Origin of the sequence: Bosea sp. 685 (genome assembly GCF_031884435.1) — a bacterium.
Taxonomy (GTDB): domain Bacteria; phylum Pseudomonadota; class Alphaproteobacteria; order Rhizobiales; family Beijerinckiaceae; genus Allobosea.
Genome location: NZ_CP134779.1, coordinates 1,723,830 through 1,739,358, shown reverse-complemented (window position 1 = coordinate 1,739,358; position 15,529 = coordinate 1,723,830). Strand labels below are relative to the sequence as shown.

The window sequence follows — 15,529 nt, the reverse complement described above, 5'->3', positions numbered from 1 at the left end:
CGAGAGCAGGATGCGAAAAACCGGTTCCCACTTTTTCGCATCCTGCTCTCGCGTTCAGTACTCCCGCGTCGAGGACATGTGCGAGCGCTCGCCAATCTGAGGCTGCGGCACAGAACCCAGACGCAGCGTCTCCAGCGTCGCGCGTGACGGCGTAGCCAACGCCGGCTGGAAGCGGCCGACGGCATCTCCAGACGCGATCTGCGGCTGCAGCGGCCCAGGCACCGGCAGATCGTCCTCGATATCGCGCGGCGGATCGACGCGATCCCGGAACTCGGCCAGCGCGCCTTCGATCGGATGGAAGCTGAAGCGGACCTTATGCGTCCCGGCCGACACCTGCACGGCGCGGAACAGCACATTCGCCTTCAGGATCTCCGTGTCGACACCGTCGACCTGCGCCTGCCACCAGGGATGCCAGATGTCGTTCAGCACGACGAAGCCGGCCTGTGTCGCCGTGACCTCGATCTCGATCTCGGTGTTCTGGTAGCGACCCAGCTTGACTTCGCCTTGCGCCGTGCTCGGCCCTTCCGGCAACACATCGGGCGGCTCGGAATCGAGCAACACGGCCTGATGCGGATCAACATCCGGCCAGCGCCCGCCAGCCTTCATGCCGTCGAAATCGGCCATCTGCCAGCCACCGACAAACATCACACGCGGCAGCGCGCGGGGGTTCTCGTAGATGTAGCCCTCCTTGGTGCGCGCGACGAGCTTGAGATCGCCGTCATGGAGCTTGTAATCGACCTGGCCGATCGGCACCGGCGTCGCGATGTAGCGCAGGCCGAGCAGATCGGCGAGGCGGCAGCGATAGGACGGGAAAAGCGGCGTGAACTTGCGCTCTTTCGGGTCGCCAATCGAATCGCGTGTACCGACCGCCTCGGAGAAATCAGCCAGCCGCAGGGGATTGTAGCCCAGCGTATGGTCGAAGCCATGCACCATGCCGACATTGGGCCATTCGAAGCCCATGCCGAGCAGTTCGACACGATCACGGCGCGGCGATCCCGTCGGCTGCGCAACAAGCCGCTTCAGCGTCCGGACGGTCTCGTTTTGCGTATCGGGACGCAGCACGTCGTACATGTCGGGCGACAGCGCGGTCGATTCATTGGGGCCATTATTGCGGCCGAGATCGGCGCCGATGACGCCCGTGACCAGGACGGCAGCGGCAAGCGGGCCGATGCCGTCACGCCAGCGCATCAGGACGCCCACCACCAGCAGCGCCGCGGCGAACCACGCCGCGGAGGACGCTGCAGGCCACCACGCGTCGCGCAGATGCCGCTCATCGGCCGAGACCACGAGCGCCAGCACGATCACCGCCGCCACGACCCCGGCTCCGATCGCGAAATCGCGCTTCAGCGAGCCCAGATTCTCCTCCGACAGCAGGCGATGCAGCACATAGCCAGCGAGGATGGCGCCGAGCCCGCCGATCAGGAAGGTCGAATCCGCCGGCCTGCGGAAGGCCTTCACCCCCGGCAGATATTCGTAGAACAGGTGGAAGGCCGGCGTGTAGCGGCCAAGCGCGAACAGCACCATGAAGAGGAAGAGCAGGCTGAGCGGCCGGATGGCCTTGTCCCAGAGCCAGCCACGCGTCAGGCCGGGCGCGATCAGCAAGAGCAGCGGCAACGCACCGATATAGACCTGCCCCATGTTCTGCGACAGGAACAGCTCCTTGGCATTCCAGGCGGGGCTGTAGGGACCCCAGAAATCGACGGCCGGATCACGCGCGCCGAACAGATCCGCAACGAAGGCGGTGAGCAGCGAGGCCGGGTGCAGCGAGCCGCGGCCTGCCTCGACGAAATCGATCTCCGGCCGCGTCGTCGCCTCCGCGAAGAGCCAGGTCCAGAGCAAGGGCAGCGCAATCGTCAGGATCCCGGCCAGGCTCGCCACCGTGATCGGCGCGAGGCTGGTGCGGACAGCAGCCCAGCCGCCCGAGAGCCAATGCGCCAAAACCATGCCGATCAGCACATAGGCGCCCAGCATCGCGACCTGGTCCGGCTCCAGCACCATCATACCGCCGGCGAGGCCCGCAAGCGCGCCGGAGAGCAGCGAGGAGCGTTGCAGCATGCGCGCCGTCAGCCAGAAGGCTATGGCGAAGAAGGCAAGGCTCGCAATCTGCCCGACATGCTGCACGCGCCATGCGGCCGAGGCGCCGAAAGCGAATACGATCGCTGCGAGCAGGCCGCCGGCAGGGTGCCATTTGCGGTCGCGGAAGAACATCAGCAGGGCAAGGCCGCCCGCAAGCAGATGCGCCAACACATAGGCATCAACCTCGCGGAAGCTCGGCGACGACGTCAGCAAAGCGAGCAGGATCGCGGGCGAAAAGATCAGCGATTGCGGATCGGCGACCTGGGGGGAGCCGCCGAAGACATTATGCGTCCAGAACGGCGACTGGCCGCTATGCAGAGCCTGCGCCAGGAACTGGATCTGCGCCTGGAAATGCGCCTTGGCGTCGAATGGAATCGTGACGGAACCTGAAAGCCATGGCCAGCACAGGATCACCCAGACACAAACGAAACCCACGGCCGCCAGCCGATAGCTGACGCCCTTCTTCAGAAAAGTGTTCAAGCGGACCCCCCGGTCCCCTCAGTACTGGACGATCCCGGTGTCGGAACCAGCCTCCATTCTGTCAGTGCGGAGGAAAATGCAGTGGTCGATGTGAACCGAAACTGAATGAAATCGGCGAGGCGTTCAGCTTCCACGCGACAAGGTCAAGGCTTGGTGAGCGCCAGCATCCGTTTCAGCGGGTATTCCCGAGCCAGGCGGCCAGCACCCTGCGTTCATCCTGGGTCATGCCGGAGAGATTATTGGGCGGCATCGCATGCGTCATCACCGCTTGCACCCTGATGGCGCGGGCATGGGCGGCGATGAGTTCCGGCTCGTGCAGCAGCACGCCCTTGGGCGCGATCTGGATACCGGGCCAGGACGGCTCCGGCGCATGGCACATGGCGCAGCGCCCGCTGACGATGTTGCTGATCTCGACCGGCGGCAAGGCCATTCCCGCCAGCAACACGGGTTTGGCCGCCGCCAGCGGCGAAAGTCCCAGCCGCTCGCGCCCGCCCGGGGAGGACGCCATCGCAATCCAGAAGGCAAGCCAGAGCGCCAGGATCGCGACGCCCCAGCACCACCAGGGTGACTTCGCATGGTCGGCATGGCGCAGATTGTAGAAATGCCGGATCAACGCGCCCGCGACGATGATCAGCGCCACCAGCACTGGAATCACCGCCGAATTGGCGTAGGTCACCGGATAATGGTTAGACAGCATCAGGAACAGCACCGGCAGGGTGATATAGTTGTTATGCGTCGAGCGCTGCTTGGCCGCCTTGCCATATTTCGGATCGGGCTTTTCGCCCGCCGTCAGCGCCGCGATCACTTTGCGTTGGCCCGGCATGATGTTGAAGAAGACATTGGCGGTCATGATCGTCGCCATCAGCGCGCCGGTATGGATCAAGGCGCCACGCCCGGAAAAGACGCTGGCGAAGGCCCAGCTCGCCGCGACGACATAGCCGAAGCCGAGCAGGCCCAGCACGACGTCGTTCCTGCCCAGCCGCGAGCGGCACAGCCAGTCATAGAACAGCCAGCCCAGGGCCAGCGCTGCGATGCCGATCGCACCCGCCGCGAACGGCGAAAGCGCCATCACCGCCGGATCGATCAGATAGAGCTCCGACTGCGCGTAATAGACCCAGACCAGCAGGAAGAAGCCCGAGATCCAGGTCCAGTAGCTCTGCCATTTATGCCAGGTCAGCTCGGCTGGCATCACGGCCGGAGCGACCATGTATTTGCGCATCTCGTAGAAGCCGCCGCCATGGACCTGCCAAGCGCGCCCACCCTCACCTGGCGGAATGTCGGCGGCGGGCCTCAAGCTGGCGTCGAGATGGATGAAGAAGAAGGACGAGCCGATCCAGGCGATCGCCGTGATCACATGCAGCCAGCGCAGCAGCATGCCGCCCCATTCCATGAGATAGGCGTCAAGCATCGCCGAGCAGGCCTCGTGTTGCGCGCGCCGGCAATTGACAGGGCCGAATCCGGGGTAGAATTCTCATGATGCGTCCAGACTAGGGCAGGATGCAAAAAACTGGGAACCGGTTTTTCGCATTGATCCTGCTCTAACTCTTTGATGAGAGACGGATAGCCTTTTCACGAAGGCAAGCTTCGTTCCGAGCCACGCGCATCCGCAAAGGGTATCACGACGAATGGGACGCCTCTCCACCCATGTGCTGGACACGGTCAACGGCAGGCCGGCGCCGGGCGTGGCGATCACGCTCGACCGCCTGCTGCCGGATGGTTCGCGCCGCCGCCTCGTCGAGACGCGGACCAATGCCGACGGCCGCACCGATGCGCCGCTCCTGAGCGGAGACGGACTGACCACCGGCACCTATGAACTGAGCTTCGCGATCGGCGCTTATTTCCGCGCGCTGGGCACACCCCTGCCGGAGCCCGCCTTCCTCGATATCGTGCCGCTGCGCTTCGGCATCGCCGACGCGCAAGGCCATTATCACGTCCCGCTCCTGGCCTCGCCCTGGAGCTACTCCACCTACCGCGGCAGCTGACCCTCATGACCGACACCGCCTATCCGCGCGACCTCAAGGGCTATGGCCGCGACGCCCCCAATCCGCATTGGCCGGGCCAGGCCCGCATCGCCGTGCAGTTCGTGATCAACTACGAGGAAGGCGGCGAGAACAACATCCTGCATGGCGACGCGGCCTCGGAGGCTTTCCTGTCCGAGATCGTCGGCGCGGCGCCCTGGCCCGGCCAGCGCCACATGAACATGGAGTCGATCTACGAATACGGCTCGCGCGCCGGCTATTGGCGGCTCTGGCGCATGTTCACCGAACGGAAGATGCCGGTCACCGTCTTCGCGGTGGCAAGCGCGCTCGCCCGCTATCCCGAGATCGTCGCATCGATGCAGGAGGCCCATTGGGAGATCGCGACCCACGGCCTGAAATGGATCGACTATCGCGATGTACCGGCCGAGCGCGAACGCGCCGACATTCTCGAAGCCATCCGCATCCAGACCGAACTCACCGGCGAGCGCCCGCTCGGCTGCTATCAGGGCCGCACATCACAGAACACGATTCCGCTCACCATGGCGGAAGGCGGCTTCCTCTATACGGCCGATATCTATGCCGATGAATTGCCCTATTGGCTTGCCGGCCCGAGCGGCCCGCAGCTCGCCGTGCCCTATACGCTCGACGCCAACGACATGCGCTTCGCCACGCCGCAGGGCTTCAATGCCGGCGACCAGTTCTTCGCCTATCTGAAGGACTCGTTCGACATGCTCTATGCCGAGGGCGAGACGGCGCCCAAGATGATGTCGGTCGGGCTGCATTGCCGGCTCGTCGGCAGGCCCGGACGCGCCGCGGCACTGGCGCGCTTCCTCGACTATGTTCAGAGCCATGATCGCGTCTGGGTCGCGACCCGGCTCGAGATCGCCCGCCACTGGATCAGGCATCACCCGCCGGCAGGCGATTATGTGCCCTCGAAACTGCCCAAGGCGCTCTTCGTCGAGGTCTTCGGCCGGGTCTGGGAGCATTCGCCCTGGGTCGCGGCAGCCAGCCATGACGCCGGCCTGGCCGCGAGCCAGGACAGCGCCACCGGCCTGCACGCGGCGATGGCGAAAGCGATGCGCGCCGGCTCACGCGACCAGCAGAAGGCGCTCCTGCTCGCCCATCCCGACCTTGCCGGCAAGCTCGCTGCCGCAGGCGAACTGACGCCAGAATCGAGCCAGGAACAGGCCTCTGCCGGGCTCGACCGGTTGACCAGCGACGAGCGCGTCCGCTTCACCGCATTGAACGAGGCCTATAAGGCCCGCTTCGGCATCCCCTTCATCATCGCCGTGAAGGGGCTGTCGAAGCCGGAGATCCTGGCCGCCTTCGAAGCGCGCCTGAAAAGCTCGCCTGAGCAGGAATTCGAAACAGCACTCGGACAGGTCGAGACGATCGCGCTGTTGCGGCTGAAGGAGTTGCTGCCGGGATAAGCGAGGGCGCGGGGAACCCCTCTCCCGAGTGGGCTACGGCATTCACACATCGCTGTTGAAGACTGCATTGGCGTGTGATTCCGTCGGGATTGTTGAGCGGGAGAAGAGAGATGGATGTGTCGCTGGGGCGGTTTGGGGACCGCCGCCTGGAAAAAGGAGGGCCTATCTTCTGGCCCGTCTTGTCGAGAGCGGGGGGCGCAAGGTTCGGGTTCGGCGGCTTGGCGGGGACCGTGCGGGAGAAATTCAGCTGACGCGGTTTCTGCGCAACGATGCGGTCAGCGTCGAGGAGATGCTGGCGGAGGCATCGGCGCGGACGGCGCAACGCTGCTTGGGACGCGATGTCGTTGCGATCCAGGACACGACGGTGCTGGGTTCGACGGGTGGCGGCGGGGCGTATCTGCATGCGGTGCTGGCTGTCGACGCCGGGGATGGGGCGATCCTTGGCCTGATCGACGGCCGGTTTCTGGAGCGCCGCGCCGGCCGCCGGGCGGCCCGGCGGGCGGCGCCGATCGAGGAGAAGGAGAGCTTCCGCTGGCTGGAAGGCGCCGATCAGGCGGCCTCGGTCTGCGCCGGGGCGGATCGGGTGACGGTGGTGTCCGACCGCGAGGGCGACATCTTTGAGGCGTTCGCGCTGTGTCGGGAGGGAGTCGAACTGCTGGTCCGCGCCGCCCACGACCGCAGCCTCGACGATGGCGGGACGTTGTTCGCCAGGCTCGACGCCCAGCCGGTGGCCGGATGGGCCGAATTGGAGCTGGCGGCCAAGCCGGGGCGCAAGCAGCGCACGGCGAGGATGGCGGCCCGCTTCATGTCGGTGCGGCTTTGCCGGCCCGGCAACGGCCGACGCGCCGGCCTGCCAGAAAGCGTCGAGGTGCATCTGGTCGATGTCCGCGAGAGCGATCCGCCGCCGGGCGAAGCGGCTGTCCACTGGCGGCTTGTGACCACGCGAGCGGTGACCAGCCTTGCCGAGGCCTGGGCCGTGGCCGACCTGTACAGGCGGCGCTGGGCCATCGAGCAGATGTTCCGCACGCTCAAAACACAGGGCTTCGACATTGAGGGGCTGCGCATCGCGGAAGCGGCGCCACGCAACCGCCTGGTGACGGCGACCCTGATCGCGGCCGTCTGCATCCAGCAACTCGTCCATGCCCGCGACGGCGGACCGGGACCGCTGCGGCCGTTGACCGATGCGTTCATGCCCGGCGACGCCGCCCTGCTCGAAGCCTGTTGCGCCAGGCTCGAAGGCAAGACTGCGCGGCAGAAAAATCCCCACCCCAAAGGCTCGCTGGCCTATGCCGCATGGGTCTGCGCCCGTCTGGGAGGATGGACCGGCTACTACGGCAAGCCGGGTCCCATCGTCATGCTCGAAGGATGGCTCGAGTTCCAGGCCATGAAACGAGGCCTAACTCTGATCCAGCCTCATCTCAATGGCTCCGAACACGATGTGTGAATCCGCTAGCCCGAGTGGGAGAGGGGCAGGGGTGAGGGCCGGACGCTAAACCAGTTGCGAAAGAGGACGGCGTTCGAACGTCGAGACCTACCGTCCAACGGCCTACACCTCACCCCTGCCCCTCTCCTTACAGGAGAGGGGTTCCCCGCGGCTCCAAGCCTCAATTTCTCAAATAATAAGGGCTGCTGGGATCACAGCCCACTCACCAGATGCCCCCCGTCGACAGCGATGACCGACCCGGTCATGAAGCGCGAGGCATCGGCGCAGAGCAGCAACAGCGCTCCGTCGAGATCGCCGAGCTCGGCGGCGCGGCGCATCGGGATGCGCTTGATCAGCGCCTGCCCTGGCTCGGTCTCGAAGAAATCGCGGTTGAGATCGGTGATGACATAGCCCGGCGCCAACGCGTTCACCCGGACCTTGTGGCGCGCCCATTCCAGCGCCAGCGCTTTGGTGAGCTGGATCAGGCCGGCTTTCGCCGCCGCATAGGGCGCGACCGAGATCGCGACCCGTTCGCCCAGGATCGAGGCGATGTTGACGATCGCGCCGCCGCCATCCTGCCTGGCCATGATCCGCGCCGCGGCCTGCGCGGCAAAGAAGCAGCCCTTCAGATTGACGTCGAGATGTGCATCCCATTGCGCCTCGCTCAAGTCGAGCGCACGCTCGGGCTCGGCGACGCCGGCATTGTTGATCAGCACGTCGAGCCCGCCCATCGCCGCGCTCGCCTCGGCAAGCCCGGCCTCGATCGCGGCGACGGAGGCGACATCCAGCACAAGCGGCCTCACCGTGCCGGGAAGACCTTCGCAGGCCTGCGCCAGCGCGCTCAACCGGTCGAGCCGTCGTGCTGCCGCGACGACCTCGGCGCCCTGCTCCGCCAGCAGCCTGACGAAATGCGCTCCCAGGCCCGACGAGGCGCCCGTCACCAGCACGCGCTTGCCGCTCAGATCCTCGAACATGCCGGTTCCCTGTTTCCATCCCCGCTGGGAGGGGACACCGCGAAGCCGGGCGGGTCAACCGGCTATCGGACCGCCCAAAAAGGAACTCTCCTGGCCGGAACGCGTTGATGAGGCTGGGTCGACTTGGGAGGGATAGATGTTCCGTCTTCTTTTGATTATCGCGGTGCTCGCGATCGGCTATGACGCGGTCGTGCATCAGGGCGCCTATACACGTAGCGCCTGGACCAGCATCGTCGGCATCACCGATTCAGCTGTGACCAACGCCAAGAACTTCAGTTCGACAGCGCGCGAGGAACCCCGCAGCCAGACCAACTGAGCGAGGCGCATCCGCGAAATCCGGCAGCCAGACGGCCACCGGCTTTCATCCGCCTGACCGAGCTCACCGCGAAAGATGCTGCAGTGCGGTGGTTTCGGCTGGACTTGATCGGGCGTTGCCTCGACACTCGCGGCAGCGAAACAGCCGGGATTTCCACGCTTGACCGAGACAGCCTCCGAAGCAAGGCCGGCATCCGCCGCTGAATCGAAAGATCTGGTCGAAACGCTGAAGGCCGAGATCGTCAGGAAACTGACCTATTCGCTCGGCAAGAACCTCACCGTCGCGCAGCCGCATGACTGGGTGACCGCGGTTATCCTCGCCGTGCGCGACCATGTCGTCGACGTCTGGCAGCGCTCGACCCGCGAGAGCTACCAGACCGGGCGCAAGCGGGTTTACTATCTCTCGCTCGAATTCCTGATCGGCCGTTCGCTCGCCGACGCGCTGAACAATCTCGGCCTCACCGGCCCGGTGGCGCAGGCCATGGCCGATCTCGGGGTCGATCTCGGCGCGATCGAGACGATCGAGCCCGATGCGGCGCTGGGCAATGGCGGCCTGGGCCGTCTCGCCGCCTGCTATCTCGAGGCGATGGCGTCGACCGGCGTTCCCGCTCTGGGCTACGGCATTCGCTACGACCACGGCCTGTTCAAGCAGGTGATCGACGGCGGCAAGCAGGTCGAGCTGCCCGAGGACTGGCTCTCCTTCCGCAATCCCTGGGAGTTCGAGCGCCGCGAAAGCGCTTACCAGATCGGTTTCGGCGGCGCCGTCGTCGCCACGGAGAAGCCCGGCGAGGTCTCCTGGAGACCGGAGGAAACGGTCTTCGCAGTCGCATACGACACGCCGATCGTCGGCTGGCGCGGCCGCGACGCCACGACATTGCGGCTCTGGCGGGCGCGAGCCAAGCATCCGCTTTCTCTCGACGCTTTCAATCAAGGCGACCTTGTCGGGGCCGTCGCCGAGCGCAACCGCGCCGAGGCGATCTCGAAGGTACTCTACCCCAACGACTCCACCCCGGCCGGCCAGGAATTACGGCTGCGCCAGGAGTTCTTCTTCACCTCGGCCTCGCTGCAGGATCTTGTGCGCCGGCACTACCGCCAGTTCGGCAAGTTAGACAACCTGCCTGACAAGGTCGCGATCCAGCTCAACGACACCCATCCGGCGCTCGCCGTCGCCGAGATGATGCGGCTCCTGATCGACGAGCGCGGGTTCTCCTGGGAGGACGCCTGGACGATCACCAACGGCACCATCTCCTACACCAACCACACCCTCCTGCCCGAGGCGCTGGAGACCTGGCCGGTGGCGCTGATGGAGCGGCTCCTGCCGCGCCATATGCAGATCATCTTCGGCATCAATGCCCGCTTTCTCGACGGCGTGCGCCGCTCTGCCGGCGGAGAGAGCGTGGATCTCGCCTCGATCTCGCTGATCGACGAATCCCATGGCCGGCGCGTCCGCATGGCGCACCTCGCCTTCGTCGGCTCGCATACGGTCAACGGCGTCTCGGCGCTGCATTCGGCCCTGATGCAGCAGACCGTCTTCGCCCCGCTTCATGCGATCTTTCCCGAGCGCATCACCAACGTCACCAACGGCATCACGCCGCGCCGCTGGCTGTTCAGCGCCAATCACGGCCTGACGAAGCTGTTGACGGAGGTCTGTGGCGACGGCCTCACCGACGATATCGAGCAGATCGACAGGCTGGCCGCCCATGCCAACGACCCGGGCATGCAGGAGCGATTGATCGCGATCCGCCGCGACAACAAGCTCAAGCTCGCCAAGGTGATCCGGCAGGAGACTGGCGTCGTGGTCGATCCTTCCGCGCTGTTCGACGTCCAGATCAAACGCATCCACGAATACAAGCGGCAATTGCTCAACATCCTGGAGACGATCGCGCTCTATGATGCGATCCGCTCCGAGCCCTATCGCGACTGGGCCCCGCGCGTGAAGATCTTCGCTGGCAAGGCCGCCTCGAATTACGGCACGGCGAAAGCGATCATCAACCTGATCAACGACGTCGCGACGGTGGTGAACAACGACATCACCACCCGCGACCGGCTGAAGGTGGTGTTCATCCCCAACTACAATGTCAGCGCTGCCGAGATCATCATCCCCGCGGCCGACGTCTCCGAGCAGATCTCGACCGCCGGCCTCGAGGCCTCGGGCACCGGCAACATGAAGTTCGCGCTCAACGGCGCCCTCACCATCGGCACGATGGACGGCGCCAATATCGAAATCAGCGAACGCGTCGGCCTCGACAACATCGTGATCTTCGGCATGTCGGCGGCCGAGGTCGAAGCAGCCAAGCGCAACCCGCGCCCGACCGGCGAGGTCATCGCCACGACCCCGCATCTCGAAGGCGTGCTCGACGCGGTCGCTGGCGGTGCCTATTCGCCCGGCGACCGCAACCGCTATGCCGGGCTGGTCGACGGTTTGCGGGCCAATGACTGGTTCATGGTCCTGAACGATTTCGAGAGCTACCGACTGGCGCAGCGCCGCATCGACGGGCTCTGGGCCAACCAGCCGGAATGGTGGCGCATGTCGATCGCCAACACCGCCCATTGCGGCTGGTTCAGCGCCGACCGCGCCATCCGCGAATATGCGCAGCGCATCTGGCGGGTGCCCGCCGGCTTCGCCGCGAAGGGCTAGCGTCTTTGGGCGCGCCCTGGCGGATCGCGCCCTGCGCCCTGCCGGAGCGGATGGGCGCGAGCAGCGCGCAGGACGGCGTCGCGTTCGCGGTGTTTTCGCGCAATGGCGACAGCGTTCAGCTCTGCCTGTTCGACGATGACGGCGAGCGCGAGATCGCCCGCCTGCCCTTGCCCTGCCGCAGCGGCGATATCCATCATGGTCGGCTGCTGGGCGCGAAACCCGGCCTGCGCTACGGCCTGCGTGTCGAGGGGCCCTGGCAGCCTGAACGCGGGCACCGCTTCGATGCGACCAAGCTGCTGGTCGATCCCTATGCGACGCTGATCGACCGGCCGTTTCGCTGGAATCCCGCTTTGGCGGCTCCTCCCTCGGCCGGGGCAGACACAGCCGCGCTCGTGCCGCGCTGCATCGTCGTGGGAACCGAGCCAGCCCAGATCAGGCCTGACCGAGAGCAGACGCCCGCCTTCATCTACGAACTCGGCGTCAAATCCTTCACGATGCGCCATCCCGGCATCCCGCAGCCTCTGCGCGGAACGCTGGCGGCGCTCACCGCCGAACCTGTCCTTGCCCATCTGCAACGGCTCGGCGTCAGCCATGTCGAATTGATGCCGGTCGCAGCCTGGATGGATGAGCGCCATCTGCCGCCGCTCGGGCTGAGCAATGCCTGGGGCTACAACCCGATCAATTTCTTCGCGCTCGATCCGCGCCTCGCTCCCGGCGGCGAGGCCGATCTGCGCGCGCTCTGCGCGGCCTACGCCCAAGCCGGCATCGGCGTCATCCTCGACATCGTCCTCAACCACACCGCCGAAAGCGACGAGCATGGCGCGACGATCTGCCTGCGCGGCCTCGACAACGCGGTCTATTACCGCCACGCCACGGACGATCCCGGCAAGCTGATCAACGACACCGGCTGCGGCCATACACTGGCGCTCGACCGCGCGCCGGTCCTGCATATGGCAACGGATGCGCTCAGGCATTGGCGGGCTTGCGGCGTCGCGGGCTTCCGCTTCGACCTCGGCACGGTGATGGGCCGCTCCGATACCGGCTTCTCGGCCGAAGCCCCGCTTTTCGCCGCCATCCTGCAGGACCCCGACCTCGCCAACGTGCTGCTCATCGCCGAGCCCTGGGACATAGGCCCCGGCGGCTACCGGCTCGGCGAATTCCCCGCCCCCTTCGCCGAATGGAACGGCCGCTATCGCGACGATGTCCGCCGCTTCTGGCGCGGCGATGAAGGGGCGGCCGGCGCGCTGGCGACGCGTTTGTCAGGCTCGGCCGATCTCTTCGCCAGCCGGCATCGGGGGCCCAATGCCAGCATCAATTTCATCGCCGCCCATGACGGCTTCACGCTCGCCGACCTCGTCGCCTACGCCGCCAAGCACAACGAGGCCAATGGCGAAGACAATCGCGATGGCGACAATGACAGCCACAGCTGGAACAACGGTACCGAAGGCGCCAGCGACGACGCGGCTGTGAAGGCCGCGCGCGATCGCGATGTCCGCGCGCTGCTGGCGACCCTGTTCCTCTCGCGCGGCATTGCGATGCTGACAGCCGGCGACGAATTCGGCCGATCCCAGTTCGGCAACAACAACGCCTATGCCCAGGACAATGACCGGTTCTGGCTGGATTGGGCGGGAGCGGATCAGGAGCTGATCGCCTTCGTCGCCCGGCTGGCCGCCCTGCGCGAAGAATACCCCCCGATCCGTGGCGAGAGCTTTCTGACAGGGCAGCTTCCGGAGGGCTCGGAACGACCCGACGCGACCTGGCTGCGCGCCGATGGAACGCCTCTCGCTGACGCCGACTGGCGCGGCCTCGATGTTTTTGGGCTGCTGCTTACGGGGTCCAATGACGCCGTGCTGATCGCGTTCAATCGCCGACACGAACCGGCGATATTTACGCCGCCGGACGCCTTGGCGGGAAGAGCCTGGCGTCAGGTCTTCTGCAGCTCCTCTGCCGCAGAAGCAGCCCAGCTGCCGCCACGCAGCGTTTCGCTGTTCGCAGAGGTCTCCTGAACTACGCCGTCATTCCCAGGCGAAGCCCTCGGGTCCGATATTCGATCGGCCCAAGGATAAACTCCGCGCAGACCTGAGAATCCCTGATCAGATCGGCTTGGGCGCTCGCTTACATCAGGACGATCAGAGACCTTGCCGAGAGCGTTAGTTCGCTCTCGGCCTTCAAGCCCTTGCGTCCCTCGTCCGAACCCGGACCCGTCTCTGTGTCGAGCACAACCGACCAGGCCCCCTGCTTCACCCGCACCGGCAACTTGAACACCACCTCACCGTCGAAGGCATTGAACAGGATCAGAGCCTCGTCGCCACCTTGCTCGACGTCTGGCATGTGCATCAGGAGGCCGATGGCGCGCACGCCCTCATCGTCCCAATGCTCCTCTTGCTGGTCGCCGCCGGCCGGGTTGACCCAGCGCAGCACGCAGCCGTCGCGGAAGCTGGCGCGACGGAAGATCGCGTGCTCTGCGCGCAAGCTGGTGACGCGCTGCACGAACGCGGTCAGCGCCTTGTCGCGCTCGGTCAGTTCGTCCCATTTGATCCAGGCGAGTTCGTTGTCCTGGCAGTAGACGTTGTTGTTGCCATCCTGCGAATGGCCGAGCTCGTCACCGGCCAGGATCAGCGGCGTGCCATGCGAGAGCAGCAGGGTCGCGAGCAGATTGCGCTTCTGGCGTTCGCGGGCGGCAATGACGCTCTCGTCATCGGTCGGTCCCTCCACGCCGAAATTGAAGGACAGGTTATGCCCGTGACCGTCCTTGTTGTCCTCGCCATTCGCGTCATTGTGCTTCTCGTTGTAGGAGACGACATCGTTCAGCGTGAAGCCATCATGAGCGGTAATGAAGTTGACGCTCGACCAAGGCCGGCGCCCGCGCAGATCATAGACATCGCCCGAACCCGTCACGCGCGCCGCGAGATCGCGGATGATGCCCTCCTCGCTCTTCCAATAGGCCCGCGTGGTGTCCCGATACTTGTCGTTCCACTCGGCCCAGCCGGGCGGAAAACCACCGACCTGATAGCCCCCCGGCCCGATGTCCCAGGGCTCCCCCACGAGCTTGACGTTGCGCAGAACCGGATCCTGGCCCATCGCATCGAAAAAGCCGCCGCGCTGGTCGAAGCCGTGCGGCTCACGGCCCAGGATGGTGCCGAGGTCGAAGCGGAACCCGTCTACCTCCATCACCTCAGTCCAGTAGCGCAGCGAATCCAGCACCATCTGCAGCACGCGCGGATGGCTGGTGTTGACCGTATTCCCGGTGCCGGTGTCGTTGATGTAGAAGCGCGCCTCGTCGGGCATTGTGCGGTAATAGGAGAGGTTGTCGATGCCCTTGAAGGAGAGCGTCGGGCCGAGCTCGTTGCCCTCGGCGGTGTGGTTGTAGACGACATCGAGAATGACCTCGAGCCCGGCATCGTGGAAGCGCCGCACCATCTCGCGGAAGGACGCCAATCCAGCCCGCCCCTCATAGCGCTGCTCGGGCGCGAAGAAGCCGATCGTGTTGTAGCCCCAGTAATTGGTCAGGCCCTTGGCGACGAGATGGTGGTCGTCGAGATAGGCATGGACCGGCAGAAGCTCGACCGAGGTCACGCCAAGGCTCTTGATGTAGTCGACGACTGCCTGTTGCCCGAGCCCGTCGAAAGTTCCGCGCATGTCCTTGGGCACCGCCGGATGCAGCTTGGTGAAACCGCGCACATGGGTTTCGTAGAAGATCGTCCGATCCCACGGAATCAACGGCCTGGCCGGCGCCTCCGGATCGGCTAGCAGATCGCAAACGACGCATTTTTGCGTGAACGACGCGCTGTCGAGTTCGCTGAAGCTCAGATCCTTGTCGACCTCGGCGTTGACGTCATAGCCGTAATGGGCGTCATTCCAGGCGATATCGCCGGCATATTCCTTGGCATAGGGGTCGAGCAGCAACTTGTTGGGGTTGAAGCGATGGCCCTCTTCCGGCGCAAAACGGCCATGGACGCGATAGCCGTAGCGTTGCCCTGGCCTTACGCCCGGCAAATAGCCGTGCCAGACCTCATTGGTGTATTCCGGCAGAGTGATGCGGGCGATCTCGCTCTGCCCGCTCTCATCGAAAAGGCAAAGTTCGACGCGCTCGGCAGACGCTGAAAACAGCGCGAAATTCGTGCCGTCTCCGTCGAAGGCAGCACCCAGATCGCCCGCCTGCCCAGCCTCGACATCGAAGCGCGCGCCATTATTGTCAGCCATGTCTGCCCTCT

General features: G+C 65.5%; 10 protein-coding genes. 6 read left to right on the top strand and 4 right to left on the bottom strand.

Annotated features, from left to right (window positions below):
* Window positions 1–54 precede the first annotated feature (54 nt).
* Entirely contained in the window at window positions 55–2,556 is a 2,502-nt protein-coding gene (locus RMR04_RS09495) for a hypothetical protein (RefSeq protein ID WP_311914360.1), read from the bottom strand.
* 172 nt (window positions 2,557–2,728) lie between these two features.
* Window positions 2,729–3,964, bottom strand: a complete 1,236-nt coding sequence (locus RMR04_RS09490; RefSeq protein ID WP_311914358.1) for a urate hydroxylase PuuD — start codon at window positions 3,962–3,964, stop codon at window positions 2,729–2,731.
* 217 nt (window positions 3,965–4,181) lie between these two features.
* Between RMR04_RS09490 and uraH the strand changes: the two genes are divergently transcribed.
* The 3 genes from uraH (at window position 4,182) to RMR04_RS09475 (ending at window position 7,409) form a co-directional block, all read left to right on the top strand.
* Complete coding sequence (gene uraH, locus RMR04_RS09485) at window positions 4,182–4,538, top strand: hydroxyisourate hydrolase (RefSeq protein ID WP_311914357.1); 357 nt, start codon at window positions 4,182–4,184, stop codon at window positions 4,536–4,538.
* A 5-nt stretch (window positions 4,539–4,543) separates the two neighbouring features.
* Window positions 4,544–5,965, top strand: coding sequence for an allantoinase PuuE (gene puuE, locus RMR04_RS09480; RefSeq protein ID WP_311914356.1), 1,422 nt, complete (start codon window positions 4,544–4,546; stop codon window positions 5,963–5,965).
* Window positions 5,966–6,254: 289 nt separating this feature from the next.
* Complete coding sequence (locus RMR04_RS09475) at window positions 6,255–7,409, top strand: IS4 family transposase (protein ID WP_311914355.1); 1,155 nt, start codon at window positions 6,255–6,257, stop codon at window positions 7,407–7,409.
* 191 nt (window positions 7,410–7,600) lie between these two features.
* Here the strand turns inward: RMR04_RS09475 and RMR04_RS09470 are convergent, their stop codons facing one another.
* On the bottom strand, window positions 7,601–8,362 hold the full coding sequence (locus RMR04_RS09470) for an SDR family NAD(P)-dependent oxidoreductase (RefSeq protein WP_311914354.1): 762 nt from the start codon (window positions 8,360–8,362) through the stop codon (window positions 7,601–7,603).
* 136 nt (window positions 8,363–8,498) lie between these two features.
* Here RMR04_RS09470 and RMR04_RS09465 point away from each other — a divergent pair, with 136 nt between their 5' ends.
* The 3 genes from RMR04_RS09465 to glgX (RMR04_RS09455) all read left to right on the top strand — a co-directional run bounded on the left by RMR04_RS09465 (window position 8,499) and on the right by glgX (RMR04_RS09455) (window position 13,321).
* The gene (locus RMR04_RS09465; protein ID WP_311914353.1) at window positions 8,499–8,678 is read left to right on the top strand and encodes a hypothetical protein; all 180 of its coding nucleotides are present in this window, start codon (window positions 8,499–8,501) and stop codon (window positions 8,676–8,678) included.
* Between the two features lie 159 nt (window positions 8,679–8,837).
* Window positions 8,838–11,315 carry a glycogen/starch/alpha-glucan phosphorylase gene (locus RMR04_RS09460; protein WP_410492222.1) on the top strand — a complete coding sequence of 826 codons (2,478 nt, stop codon included), beginning with the start codon at window positions 8,838–8,840 and terminating at the stop codon, window positions 11,313–11,315.
* Between the two features lie 5 nt (window positions 11,316–11,320).
* Window positions 11,321–13,321 carry a glycogen debranching protein GlgX gene (gene glgX / locus RMR04_RS09455; protein ID WP_311914352.1) on the top strand — a complete coding sequence of 667 codons (2,001 nt, stop codon included), beginning with the start codon at window positions 11,321–11,323 and terminating at the stop codon, window positions 13,319–13,321.
* Between the two features lie 109 nt (window positions 13,322–13,430).
* On the opposite strand, the gene glgX (RMR04_RS09450) is transcribed toward glgX (RMR04_RS09455), so the two are convergent.
* Window positions 13,431–15,518: a glycogen debranching protein GlgX gene (gene glgX / locus RMR04_RS09450; protein ID WP_311914351.1), complete on the bottom strand. Its 2,088-nt coding sequence runs from the start codon at window positions 15,516–15,518 to the stop codon at window positions 13,431–13,433.
* Window positions 15,519–15,529 lie beyond the last annotated feature (11 nt).

Bases quoted from the DNA above. Each gene is read 5' to 3' on its own strand.
- RMR04_RS09490 (WP_311914358.1), bottom strand. From the start codon at position 3,964: ATGCTTGACGCCTATCTCATGGAATGGGGCGGCATGCTGCTGCGCTGG.
- uraH (WP_311914357.1), top strand. From the start codon at position 4,182: ATGGGACGCCTCTCCACCCATGTGCTGGACACGGTCAACGGCAGGCCG.
- puuE (WP_311914356.1), top strand. From the start codon at position 4,544: ATGACCGACACCGCCTATCCGCGCGACCTCAAGGGCTATGGCCGCGAC.
- RMR04_RS09475 (WP_311914355.1), top strand. From the start codon at position 6,255: ATGCTGGCGGAGGCATCGGCGCGGACGGCGCAACGCTGCTTGGGACGC.
- RMR04_RS09470 (WP_311914354.1), bottom strand. From the start codon at position 8,362: ATGTTCGAGGATCTGAGCGGCAAGCGCGTGCTGGTGACGGGCGCCTCG.
- RMR04_RS09465 (WP_311914353.1), top strand. From the start codon at position 8,499: ATGTTCCGTCTTCTTTTGATTATCGCGGTGCTCGCGATCGGCTATGAC.
- glgX (WP_311914351.1), bottom strand. From the start codon at position 15,518: ATGGCTGACAATAATGGCGCGCGCTTCGATGTCGAGGCTGGGCAGGCG.